Raw genomic sequence first — 12,301 nt, 5'->3', positions numbered from 1 at the left:
GCAGAGTGGCCAATCGGCCTGTTCAACACTGGCCGTTCGGCCATTGTCCCGGTGATAACGACCCGATTACGGTGAAACGGCACTGGTTGAACCGCCTCTGACGTGCAGTGACGGGCGTTCGCGCGGTGGACGAGTGCGTCGTCGTACCCCTGGCAATTCCCTCCGGGAACGGCGGGGGCAGCACCTCCCTGTCATGTGTGGAAACCCGCGGTGAATCACCCCGGGTTTTCAACCGAGCCCTGATCGAAGGATTTCCCCATGAGCAAGAAGAACGCGATTTTCGCCACCGCTGCCGCGGCGGCGGTGGTCCTGGGGACCGTGTCCCCGTCCGTGGCGGCTCCCTCCGCGGCACCCGCGAAGGACCCGGTCAACCAGCAGGCCAAGGTCCTGGACGTCACCGGCGGCGAGTACGTGGTGATGCTCCAGCTGCCGGCCTCGGCCACGAGCGCACCCAAGAGCGCGGCCGCCAAGAGTGCCGTGGCCGGGACCACCCAGAAGCAGGTGGACAAGTGGCAGTCCAAGGGCGTGAAGGTCAAGCAGCAGTTCAAGAGCATCGGCGGCTTCACCGCTGACCTGACCCCCGCCCAGGTGAAGGCCCTGGATGCCGATCCGGACGTGGCGGTCGTGGAGAAGAACAAGACCGTCAAGGCCACCGCCACCCAGAGCAACGCCACGTGGGGCCTGGACCGTGCCGACCAGCAGGACCTGCCCCTCAACGGCTCCTACACCTACAACGCCACGGGCGCCGGGGTCACGGCCTACGTCATCGACACGGGCGTGCGGGCCAGCCACTCGCAGTTCCGCGGCCGCGTGGCCTCCGGGGTCACCGCGATCGACGACGGCTGGGGCAGCGGCGACTGCGCCGGACACGGCACCCACGTGGCCGGCACTGTGGCCGGTTCCACCTACGGCGTGGCCAAGGGTGCGAACATCATGCCGGTGCGCGTCCTGGGCTGCGACGGCACCGGGTCCACCGCCGGCATCGTGGCGGGCATGGACTGGGTCTCCTCCAACGCGAGCGGCCCGTCCGTGGCCAACATGAGCCTGGGCGGGGACATCTCCTCCGCCATGGACAGCGCGATCACGCGGATGACCCGCGCGGGCGTGGTCCCCCTGGTGGCCGCGGGCAACGACTACGCCAACGCCTGCAACTACTCCCCCGCCCGCGCATCCTCCGCCATCACGGTGGGCGCCACGGACCGCTGGGACCAGCTCTCGGAGTTCTCCAACTGGGGTTCGTGCGTGGACATCCTGGCCCCGGGCACGGACATCACCTCGTCCTGGCCCTCCAGCGACAACGCCACCAACACCATCTCCGGCACCTCCATGGCCACCCCGCACGTGGCGGGCGCCGCCGCCCTGTACCTGCAGCAGCACCCCAACGCCTCGGTGGCCGAGGTGGAGCGCGCTCTCAAGAGCACGGCCACCCGCAACACCATCGACTACGTCAACGGTTCCCCGAACCTGATGCTGAACACCACGGCCCTCACCGCGAGCCGCTGAGACCGGACGCCCACGGTCGCCCGGTCTCAGGACGCCGGGCGACCGTGGGCGTTCACCGCATCCGCGGCACGGATCAGACCCAGGTGACTGAACGCCTGGGGGTAGTTGCCCGCCATCCTGTGCTGGGCGACGTCGTACTCCTCGGCGAGCAGACCGAGGTCCGAGGCGAAGCCCGCCGTGGTGCGCAGCAGCTCCTCGGCATCCTCCAGGCGACCGCAGCGCGCGTACTGCTCCACGAGCCAGAAGGTGCAGATCACGAACGGGTACTCCTGGCCGGAGAGCCCGTCCATGGACTCGCCGGAGTCCGGGGTGCGGTAGCGCCACACCTGGCCGTGCTCACCCTGCAGGTCCCGTTCGATGCGCTCCACGGTGCGCAGCATGGCGGGGTGGTCCGCGGCGATGAAACCCGTCTGCGGCAGCTGCAGAAGCGAGGCGTCCACCTCCTTGTTGTCGTAGGTCTGGGTGAAGATCCCCTGCTCCTCGTCGTAGCCCTTCTCCCAGATCTCCTTGTGGAGCGCGTCCCGCAGCTCCGTCCAGCGCTGCGCGTTGCCGTCCAGCCCGTAGGTCTCCACGGCGCGCAGCCCCTCGTTGAACGCGGCCCACATCATCACCCGGCCGTGGGTGAAGAAGTGCGGGTCCCCGCGCATCTCCCAGATGCCGTTGTCCGGGACGTCCATGTGCAGCTCGCAGAACGCGAGCAGGTTGCACTGCAGCCCCCAGGAGTAGCTGTTCTCCTGCACCCCGGCGTCCCGCAGGGTGGCCAGGGCGATCATCACCTCGCCGGCCACGTCCGCCTGGTACTGGTTCTCGGCGCCGTTGCCCACGCGCACGGGCCGGGAGTTCTCGTACCCGCTCAGGTGCTCCAGCTCGTGCTCCGTGAGGTTCCGGCGCCCGTCCACGCCGTACATGATGTTGAGGTCCCCCGGGTCCCCGGCCACGGCCCGCAGCAGCCAGTCGCGCCACAGCCGGGCGCCGTCCTGGTGGCCGTGGTGCACGAGCACCTCGATGGTGAGGGAGGCGTCCCGCAGCCAGGTGTAGCGGTAGTCCCAGTTGCGCTCCCCGCCGAAGTCCTCGGGCAGACCCGCGGTGGGGGCGGCCACGATCCCGCCCGTCTCCGAGTGGGTCAGGGCGCGCAGCACCAGCAGGGACCGGGTGACGATCTCGTCGTGCTCGCCCACGCACTCCACCGCGGAGACCCAGTCGGACCAGAACTCGTGCGTGGCCCGCTGGGCGCGGTCCGGGTCCGCGGGCACCAGCAGCTGGCGGTAGGACTCGCTCCACGTGAGCACCCAGTCCAGCCCCTCCCCCTCGGAGAGGGAGAACGTGCCCCGGTGCCCCCGGCGCAGCTTCTCCCCGGCGCAGATGTCCGCGCCCGGCCCCTGGGAGTCGTCCCGGGTGTTCGACGCCGCCCTGCCGTCCTCGTGCAGCTGGTACGGCTCCAGCGCCGGGCCCGTGAGCAGCAGGGCGTCCGGGCCGGCCACCGCGAGGAGACCCTCCCCGGAGGTCTCGCGGGACTCCGAGTCGTGGGCCGCGGTGTGCACGCGCGTGCGGAACTCCCGGTACCACCGGCTGTCGTGCGTGGGCTCCGACGGGGTTCCGCGCACCCCGTCCCCCTCGGCACCATCCCCGCGCGGGGTCTGGGCCCGACCCATCGCGTGGGGCTCGGAGACCACGTCCTCCATCTGCGCGCAGCCGTCCGCGTTGGAGTGCTCCGTGAGGTCCACCCGCCGCACCCACGGGGTGATGCGTCCGTAGTCGAAGCGGATGCGGAGGTCGTGCTCCACCTCCACCGTGCCCTCCAGGCACTTCACGCGCCGCACCAGGTCCGCGTGGTCGTCGCTGGGCGGCAGGAAGTCCGTGACGAGCACCCGGCCCGTGGGGGTCTTCCACTCCGTCTCCAGGATGAACGTGCCCGGCACGTAGCGGCGGGAGACCACCCGGCCGTCCACCGCGCTGAGCTTCCACCGGCCGTTCTCCTCGTCCCCCAGCAGCGCGCAGAACACCGCCGGGGAGTCGAAGCGCGGGAAGCACAGCCAGTCGATGCTGCCCTCCCGCGAGACCAGGGGGCCGGTGTGCAGGTCGGCGAGGAGCGCGTAGTCCTCCAAGGGGATGCTCATGGGGGCTATTCAAGCACCGCGGCCCGGCGGCGCAGGGCACGTCCTGCTCTTGCCGACTCCACGCCCCAGCAACGTCGTGCCCTCCCGCAGGCGGGGGACCCGCAGACCACTTCAACGCCGGGGGCGAGCTGTGAGTCTCCTGTAGTTCGAAGGTGACGTAAGCCCTACATCTCTCGCGCCATCTGCTACTGCCGGGACTCCAGGGTCCATTTGACGACAGACTTGAAATACACGTAGGCGCACACGGCGCTAACCGCGAAAAGAATTATGGCAAGAAGTTGCGCCGATCCGTGAAGCACGGCCACCACGCCGCTTCCCACCACCAGAAAAAGAATGCCCAGGAAAAAGATCCAGTTGCTAGGGGTTTCCTCGCGAGTTCTACTCAAGATCGACTCCTGCCATGAGTTCTTCAACTAGTCACTGAAACAGCCGCTGATGACACCGTTGCAGGGGAAGGTGCCCCGACCGCGCTGGCCGGAGACGAAGCCAACGTCATCGACGCTGCCACCAGGAATGAGACTCCGGAGAGGAGACTTGCGCTGTTCTTGCCGCAGGTCATGGTCCCCCCTGTCTGGTTAATCCCGTTGAACTATTACCACAGATAGGGAGGGTGTATTCCCAACCTGCCGCCGTCAAGCGCATAGCCTGCTCCTCGGTGGTATAGGATCTCGACTTTTTTCACGTCCAAACTGATGTGTGGTCAAAGTTTCCCATTTCATTTTTTTCGCCTACAGTTTCCGAGAGATCGGGGGGCTGAGACGGGCAGAGCCGCAGCTGCAGGACTGCTGAGCCTCAGCAGGGCCCCACCCCGCATCCACCCCACCGCCTACCCTGGTCCCATGGACAACATCAGGACCCTTGTGATTCTCGGCGCCTCCGGCGACCTCACCGCGCGCCTCCTCCTGCCCGGGCTGGGTTCCCTGCTCCACCAGGATCCGGACCGGGAGATCACTGTCATCGGCTCCGCCCGCGACGCCTTCCCGGGGCCCCTGGGCCCGGACGACGACGTGCGCGCGGCCACCTGGGAGGAGACCGTCGCCAAGGCGTTCGACTCCGTGGGTGCCGCAGGCCCCTCCGTGGACTTCGCCCGCGAGAACACGCGGTGGGCGGCGTGCGACGTCACCGAGGCGGCGGACTTCGAGAAGCTGCTGGGCGACGTCGTCGGGCCGGTGTGCCTGTACTTCGCCCTGGCGCCCGCCATCACCAAGAAGGCGTGCGAGGCGCTCGCCTCCCTGGACTCGCTGCCGGAGGACCTGTACCTGGCCCTGGAGAAGCCCGTGGGGACGGACCTGGACTCCGCCCGCGCGCTGAACGCGCAGGTCGGCAAGCTCGTGGACGAGCAGCACACGTTCCGCGTGGACCACTTCCTGGGCATGCCGGGAGTGCAGGACGTGGTGGGGCTGCGCTTCGCGAACCGGCTGTTCGAGCCCGTGTGGGACCGGCGGCACATCGAGTCCATCGAGATCGTCTTCGACGAGACCCTGGCGCTCGAGGGCCGCGGCGAGTTCTACGACTCCACGGGCGCGGCCCGGGACATGCTGCAGTCCCACCTGCTGCAGGTCATGGCGCTGACCATGATGGACCCGCCCTCCCGCTTCGACGCCGTGGAAGTGCCCGCGAACACCGCGCACATCCTGCGGGCCACCCGGCTGTGGGACGACTGCTCGGCCATGCACGCCGCCGAGCACCCCGGCATCACCCCGGTGGTCCGGGGCCGCTACACCGCGGGCTCCGTGGGCGGCCACGAGGTCCCGGACTACGCCCGGGAGAAGAACGTGGACGCGGCGCGGGAGACCGAGACGTTCGTGCAGGTCACCCTGGAGGTGGACACCTGGCGGTGGAACGGTGTGCCCGTGACCCTGCGCTCCGGCAAGGCGATCGGCAACCCCGCCCAGCACATCCGGGTGACGTTCCGCCGCCCGCCGCACGAGTACACGGGCTGGCCCCACCCCCTGGCCACCAACGCCGTGACCGTGGGCTTCGAGGAGGAGCACGTGCAGCTGGAGGCGAACGTGGGAAGCCCCTTCGACTCGCGGGGAATGAGCCGGCTCACCCTCTCCAGCGGGGTCCCCGAACCGGGTCTCACCGCCTACGGCTCCGTGATGCGCTGGATCCTGGACGGGGACCCCACCTTCACGGTGCGCGCGGACGCCACCGAGGAGGGCTGGCGGATCATCGACCTCATCCAGCACGCCTACGACACGAGCGCTCCCCTGCAGGAGTACCCCGCGGGTTCGGCGGGACCGGTCTCCTGACTCCTGCGTCTGCCGGGGCCCGCCCGGGCCCTGGCGGACCGGGATTCCACCGTCCCCACCACCTTCCACCACCCCCGCACCCAGGAGCCCCGTGACCACCACGAGCACCACCGCGTCCCCCGAAGAGCGCCAGTCGGTGTGGCGAACCCTGCACACCCCGCGGTGGTTGAAGTCCGAGGTGCTCGGTGCGCTCGTGGTGGGGCTCGCCCTCATCCCGGAGGCCATCGCGTTCTCGGTGATCGCCGGAGTGGACCCGCAGACGGGACTGTTCGCGGCGGCACTCATGGCCATGACGGTGGCGGTCTCCGGAGGCAGACCCGCCATGATCTCCGCCGCCACGGGCGCCACCGCGCTGGTCATGGCGCCACTGGTGGCATCCCACGGCGTGCACTACCTGGTGGCGGCCGTGATCCTGGCAGGCGTCATGCAGATCCTGCTGGGGGCGGTGGGGTTCGCCCGGGTGATCCGCTTCATCCCCCGCTCGGTCATGGTGGGATTCGTGAACGGCCTGGCCGTGCTGCAGTTCGTCCCCCAGCTGCGCGAGCTGACCGGAGTGCCGTGGCAGGTGTACCCGGTGGCCGCCGTCGCCCTCCTCATCCTGTTCGGGCTGCCCCGACTGACCACCGCCGTGCCCGCCCCGCTGGTGGCCATCGCGGTGCTGACCCCCGCAGTGCTCCTCCTGGGGTGGCACGTTCCCACCGTGGCAGACAAGGGTGCGCTCCCCCAGTCCTGGCCGCACCTGGGCCTGCCGGACGTCCCGTTCACGTGGGACACCCTGCGGACCATCGCGCCCTACTCCCTCAGCATGGCGGTGGTGGGCATCATGGAGTCGCTCATGACCGCGAAGCTCGTGGACGACATCACGGACACACGCTCCTCCAAGACCCGCGAGACGTGGGGGCAGGGCGTGGGCAACGTGGTGAGCGGGTGCTTCGGCACCATGGGCGGCTGCGGGATGATCGGCCAGACCCTGATCAACGTGCGCGTGTCCGGGGCCCGCACCCGGATCTCCACGTTCCTGGCCGGGGCGTTCCTGCTGGTCCTGGTGGTCCTGCTGGGAGACACGGTGGGGATCATCCCCATGGCGGTGCTCGCCGCGGTGATGATCTACGTGGCGGGGACACAGTTCGACTGGCACTCCGTCAACCCGGCCACCCTGCGGCGCATGCCGCCCTCCGAGACACTGGTGATGCTGGTGACACTCGTGGTCACCGTGCTCACCCACAACCTGGCAGTGGGGGTCGCCGCCGGGGTGCTCACCGCAGTGGTGGCCTTCGCGCGCCGTGTGGCCCACGTGGTCACCGTGGAACGCTCCTTAGACGACGACGGCGGGTCGGTCACCTACCGCGTCCACGGAGAGCTGTTCTTCGCCTCCTCCAACGACCTCTACACCCAGTTCCGGTATGCAGAGGACCCGCAGCGGGTGGTGGTCGACTTCGCGGACTCGCACATCTGGGACGCCTCCACCGTGGCGGCGCTGGACTCCGTGACGGAGAAGTACCGCCAGCAGGGCACGCGGGTGGAGGTCAGGAACCTCAACCTCGACAGCCGCCGGCTGCGAGCGCGCCTCTCGGGCTCCCTGCCGTGAGGATGGCCCTCCCCCGTGCGTCAAAGTAGAGACACATTCAAGGAATTGTCCCCTGGGAAGGGCGTCCTGCCTCTCCCAGCCTTTGATGTCTGATATTCAGGTATTGCCCAGGTTTCTTCCTGGGCACTGGCTGCACATCAGGGGAGAGACAACCATGCCATCTTCGGCACACGGTCCGGCGGGCGAGTCCCGGGAACCGGACCCGCAGGACACAGGAGGTGTTCCGGGCCAGGGCGGCGCGGCGCACCGTTCGGACCAGAGCACCACCCCCGGGGGAGCGGACGAGACCCGCACCCTCCCGACCCCCGGCACAAGCACCGGCACAGACTCAGGCGCGGACGGAACCCCCACCGCGGCGTCGGGCGCGGGAACCACGGGCGCCGAGGCCCCCACCGCCGGCGGCGCACCGGGCGGCGCCCCCGCCTACACCCCTCCCGCCGCGCTGGCGAGCATGACCGGGCGCCACTGGTGGGTTCCCGTGGTCGCCGGGCTGGGCGGCTACGCGGGCACGGTGATCGGGGCGGCGATCGCGCTGCTGCTGAGCGTGCTGGGGCTGGCCTTCTCCGGAGACTCGAACGAGAGCTTCACGGAGCAGCTCAACGACCAGGTGGACGACGTCAGCGGCGTTGACCCCGGCGCCTCCGGATGGAGCTGGATCATCTCGGCGCCCTTCCAGCTTGCCGCCATGGCGGCGCTCACCCCACTGCGGCTCATCCTGACCGCGGATGACGGCCGGGCCTCCGGGAGCATCACGATCCCGCAGTACTTCGCGCTCGCGTGCGGCATTGCGGCGGCGTGGTTCCTGGCCCGCAAGCTCTCCACCGGGATGCGTGTGGAGACCCGCGCCGTGCAGTGGGTCATGGCTGCCCTGAGTGGCATCACGTGGGGTCTGCTCGCTCTGATCGGGACCGTCCTGACAGCCCTGCAGTCGGACTCCACCATCTTCTACACGGACGTGCGACTGCGCGTCACGGCCATGGGGGGCATGCTGTTCCCCTTCCTGTTCGTGGTGGGTCTGTTCACCGCGGCGGCCGCGTTCAACGCCCGTTCCACCCAGACCTCCCCGGGCCCTGTGGTGATCGGCGCCGAGCGCACCGCTCCCGGCCTGCTCCAGGTGCTGCGCCCCATGGCGGTGCAGTTCGCGGTCTTCGGGATCCTGGCCGGGCTGGGCCTGCTCATCTACGTGTTCATCAAGGGTGGTGCCGCAGCGGGGTTCTCCGCCCTGCTCTGGCTGCCTCTCGTCACCGGCTGGCTGTTTGTACTGGGGCTGCTGTCCGCGCTGACCGCGGTGGGCAGGGCGGCCAACTTCGCCGACTTCACGGGCGACTCCGGAACTGCTTACCTGTGGACCAACCCAGCGGTGCCCGCGTGGGCCGTGGTGCTGTGCATCCTGCTGGCAGTCGTGTCCGTGGCCTGCGCCGCCCTCACCTGGGCGCACGTGCGCCCGGTGGACCAGCGCGTTGCACGCAACCCGTTCTCGTGGGCCGTGCTGCCGGTGACCTACTTCGTGCTGGGTCTACTGCTGATGTGGCTGCTGCGCGTAGGCGGGACCGTCTTCACCGAGGGCTCCGACACGAGCTCCGCCGCCTTCAGCCTGCGCCCGGCCGGCTGGACCTGCCTGGTGTTCCTGCTGTGGGGCGTGGTCATCGAGCTTCTGGCCCGCTTCGTGGCGCCGGCGTTCATGCACTCCCTGCCGCCCACGCTCACCCGCGCGCTGCGGGGCCCGGAGCGTGCCCGCGGCCGTGCCGCCGTGGTGGCCTCCGCCGCCGCGATGGGTGGCGCCGGGGTGGCAGCGGCCACCGCGCACCGTGCGCCGGCCCAGGAACCGCAGCCGGCGACGTCGCCCGTGCAGTACCCCGCCGACGAGCCGGTGACCGCCCAGCACCGGGCGCCCGCCGCCGAGAGTGCTGGGGAGCAGACTCGCGTGCTGCCGCGCTACGACGACCCCACGGCCACCGCGAGCACCCGCGAGCCGCGCGAGCCGATGGATCCGGCGAAGAAGAAGCGGATCCGGCTGATCGCGATCATCGTGGGTGCGCTGGTCCTGCTGGGCGTGGCGGCCGCCGTGGTGTTCTCCATCCTGAGCCGCACCGTGTTCGGTCCGGACCACCAGGCCGAGGACCTGCTGCGCTCCGTGCAGGACGGCAAGGCCTCCGCGGTGACGGACACGGCGGACCCGAACGTGAACACCGGCCAGCGCGGCCTGCTCACGGACGACGTCTACGGTGCCGCCCAGAACCGGATCTCCTCGTACGAGGTCAAGGACACGGACATCGACGGCGACCACGCCACGGTGCACGCGAACGTGACCCAGGACGGGGTGACCACCCCGGTGGACGTGCCCATGGTCAGCGACTCCCGCAACGGCCTGTTCAAGTCGTGGCGCGTGGACGACTCCTCGTCGCTGCCGCTGTACCAGACCTTCAGCGTGGAGGTGCCCGCCGGTGTGAACGAGCTGGACGTCAACGGCCAGAAGATCGCCGTGGACGAGCAGGACCAGTCCCACACCCAGCAGTTCACGGTGCTCCCGGGCGACTACGCCGTGGGGGTGTCCTCCGCGAGCAAGTACGTGACCTACGGCGGCGAGCAGGTGGCGCAGATGCGCGCCGGGTCGCAGGCCATGGACTCGAGCATGTCCTTCAGCAGCTCCTTCACCCCCGCGCTCGAGGAGGACCTGACCAAGCAGCTCAACGCGAAGCTGGACACGTGCGCCAAGTCCGCGGAGTTCGCACCCGAGGGCTGCCCGTTCGAGTACTCGATCTTCGGGAACAAGAAGGACTACCGGAATCCCGTGTGGAGCATCGAGCGCTACCCCACGTACTCGGTGTCCTCCTCCCCGTTCGACAGCGGCCAGATCTCCTTCAGCACGGACAAGTCCGGTGAGGCGCGTCTGGACTACCAGTACAACGAGGAGTGGGACGACGACGAGCCCGCCGACTGGTCCGACGAGGACACCACGTCGAGCATCATGATGTCCGGCACGGTGACCGTGTCCGGGGACAAGATCACGGTGAACGACAACGACTGACCCCGACCCCACCGGCAGCGGCCGGTGACCGACGGCCACGGCGCCCCTCCCCCGTGCGGGGAGGGGCGCCGTCGTCGTGCTGCGGGGCGGGCGGGGTCAGAGGTCCTGCGGACCCAGGGGCAGACCCAGCAGGTACCACGCGACGAAGAGCAGGAACCAGCCCACCAGCATGGCGATCGAGACGGGGAGCACCAGGGAGATCAGCGTGCCCACCCCGGCCTCCTTCTGGTAGCGGCGCAGGTAGCCCAGAACCAGGGCGAAGTACGGACTCACGGGGCTGATCACGTTGGTGGGGGAGTCGCCGATGCGGAACAGGGCCTGGGTCATCTCCGGGGAGACGTCCAGCAGCATGAGCATGGGAACCATCACGGGCGCCAGCAGGGTCCACTGGGCGGAGCCGGAGGTGATGAGCAGGTTCATCACGGCCACGATGAGCACGATCCCCGTGAAGGTCAGCACGGGCGGCAACCCCAGGGAGCCGATGAAGTCGGCGCCGTGCACGGCCAGTACGGGACCGATCCCGGACCACTGGAAGTAGGCGGTGAACTGCGCGGCGGCGAAGAACAGCACCAGCACCGGGGTGACGCCCTCCAGGCCCTTGGCCATGGCCTCGGGGACCTCGCGGGGCTGCGTCATGGTCCCGGCGGCGCGGCCGTAGACCCAGCCCACCACGGCGAACACGATCGCGATGACGATGCCCACGTTGAGCAGCAGCGGGGACATCAGGATGGAGCCGTCCTCGGCGCGCAGGGGCGAGCCGGGGACCAGCAGCAGCGCCAGGTAGATGCCCAGCATGATCAGGAACGCGATCCCGGCGTTGCGCAGCCCACGCTTCTCGCGGGGCTTCAGCCGCATGTCGTTGAAGTCGCCCATGTCCTGCTGCCGGGTGTCCGTGTCCTCGGCGAGTGCTTCGCCGCGGCGGGCGAGCACGGTCTCGGTGACCAGGGTGATGATCCCGGCGAGCACGAAGGAGGAGACGAACGTGAAGAAGTAGTTGGACACCGGGGTGACCAGCACACTCTTGTCGATCAGCCCGGCGGCCGCGGTGGTGATGCCACCGAGCAGGGCGTCGGAGGCCGTGGGCAGCAGGGAGGCGTTGAAGCCCGCGGCCACGGAGGTGAACGCCACGATCAGGCCCACCACCGGCGAACGCCCGGCGGCCTTGAAGGCGAGCGCGCCCAGCGGGATGAGCACCACGTACATGGCGTCCGAGGCGATGGAGCCGGTGATCCCGGTGAGCGCCAGGACGAACGTGAGCCACTTGGGGCCCACCCGGGCCACGGAGCCGCGCAGGGCGGCGGAGAGCATGCCGGACTGCTCGGCCACGGCCACACCCAGCAGGACCACCACCACCAGTCCCAGGGGTGGGAACTCCACGAAGTTGGTGACGGACTCGGCGACCATCTTCCGCAGCCCGTCCGGGGCCAGCAGGTTGGTGACCTCCACAGTCTTGCCCGTGGCGGGGTTGACCGCGCTGAGCCCCACGGCGGAGAGGATCCAGCTGAGCAGCAGCACGATGCCCGCAAGCGCCAGGAAGAGCCAGAAGGGGTCGGGAAGCTTGTTGCCCACCCACTCGATCCAGTTCAGGACCCGGAGCAGGAGACCTGTGCCCCTGGTCCCGGTGCCTTTCGGGTGGGCGCTCGGCGCGGAAGAGGACATGGCGGGATCCGTTCTGACGGCTGCGGCGGACGTGTGATCTGCCCAACGTACGCAACCCCGCGGGCCCCGGTGGGCAGGACACGGGGCGGCAGCGAATGTGGCGCCACGAGACGCCCGCCGCGGGAGGGGCGGTCGTCGCGGGCAGGGCTTT

General features: G+C 69.6%; 6 protein-coding genes. 4 read left to right on the top strand and 2 right to left on the bottom strand.

The annotated features are described in order from the left end of the window. Positions 1–258: 258 nt before the first annotated feature. Positions 259–1,503: a S8 family peptidase gene (locus Q4A22_RS00170; protein ID WP_303176498.1), complete on the top strand. Its 1,245-nt coding sequence runs from the start codon at positions 259–261 to the stop codon at positions 1,501–1,503. 26 nt (positions 1,504–1,529) lie between these two features. Here Q4A22_RS00170 and Q4A22_RS00165 read toward each other — a convergent pair whose 3' ends face one another. Continuing rightward, positions 1,530–3,620: a glycoside hydrolase family 15 protein gene (locus Q4A22_RS00165; RefSeq protein ID WP_303176496.1), complete on the bottom strand. Its 2,091-nt coding sequence runs from the start codon at positions 3,618–3,620 to the stop codon at positions 1,530–1,532. An 839-nt stretch (positions 3,621–4,459) separates the two neighbouring features. Here Q4A22_RS00165 and Q4A22_RS00160 point away from each other — a divergent pair. The 3 genes from Q4A22_RS00160 to Q4A22_RS00150 all read left to right on the top strand — a co-directional run bounded on the left by Q4A22_RS00160 (position 4,460) and on the right by Q4A22_RS00150 (position 10,491). Continuing rightward, the gene (locus tag Q4A22_RS00160; protein ID WP_303176495.1) at positions 4,460–5,875 is read left to right on the top strand and encodes a glucose-6-phosphate dehydrogenase; all 1,416 of its coding nucleotides are present in this window, start codon (positions 4,460–4,462) and stop codon (positions 5,873–5,875) included. Positions 5,876–5,966: 91 nt separating this feature from the next. Then, positions 5,967–7,463 (top strand): SulP family inorganic anion transporter, encoded by a 1,497-nt coding sequence (locus Q4A22_RS00155; RefSeq protein ID WP_303176494.1) that lies wholly within the window; start codon positions 5,967–5,969, stop codon positions 7,461–7,463. 154 nt (positions 7,464–7,617) lie between these two features. After that, entirely contained in the window at positions 7,618–10,491 is a 2,874-nt protein-coding gene (locus Q4A22_RS00150) for a hypothetical protein (RefSeq protein WP_303176492.1), read from the top strand. Positions 10,492–10,587: 96 nt separating this feature from the next. On the opposite strand, the gene Q4A22_RS00145 is transcribed toward Q4A22_RS00150, so the two are convergent. After that, positions 10,588–12,150, bottom strand: a complete 1,563-nt coding sequence (locus tag Q4A22_RS00145; protein ID WP_303176490.1) for an AbgT family transporter — start codon at positions 12,148–12,150, stop codon at positions 10,588–10,590. Positions 12,151–12,301 lie beyond the last annotated feature (151 nt).

The sequence above is a fragment of the Kocuria sp. genome (assembly GCF_030530945.1).
Taxonomy (GTDB): domain Bacteria; phylum Actinomycetota; class Actinomycetes; order Actinomycetales; family Micrococcaceae; genus Kocuria.
The sequence above is the reverse complement of the archived record's forward strand: the minus strand, read 5'-3'. Positions and strand labels throughout refer to the sequence as shown.

Coding starts and splice junctions, on each gene's coding strand:
- Q4A22_RS00170 (WP_303176498.1), top strand. CDS start 259: ATGAGCAAGAAGAACGCGATTTTCGCCACCGCTGCCGCGGCGGCGGTG.
- Q4A22_RS00165 (WP_303176496.1), bottom strand. CDS start 3,620: ATGAGCATCCCCTTGGAGGACTACGCGCTCCTCGCCGACCTGCACACC.
- Q4A22_RS00160 (WP_303176495.1), top strand. CDS start 4,460: ATGGACAACATCAGGACCCTTGTGATTCTCGGCGCCTCCGGCGACCTC.
- Q4A22_RS00150 (WP_303176492.1), top strand. CDS start 7,618: ATGCCATCTTCGGCACACGGTCCGGCGGGCGAGTCCCGGGAACCGGAC.
- Q4A22_RS00145 (WP_303176490.1), bottom strand. CDS start 12,150: ATGTCCTCTTCCGCGCCGAGCGCCCACCCGAAAGGCACCGGGACCAGG.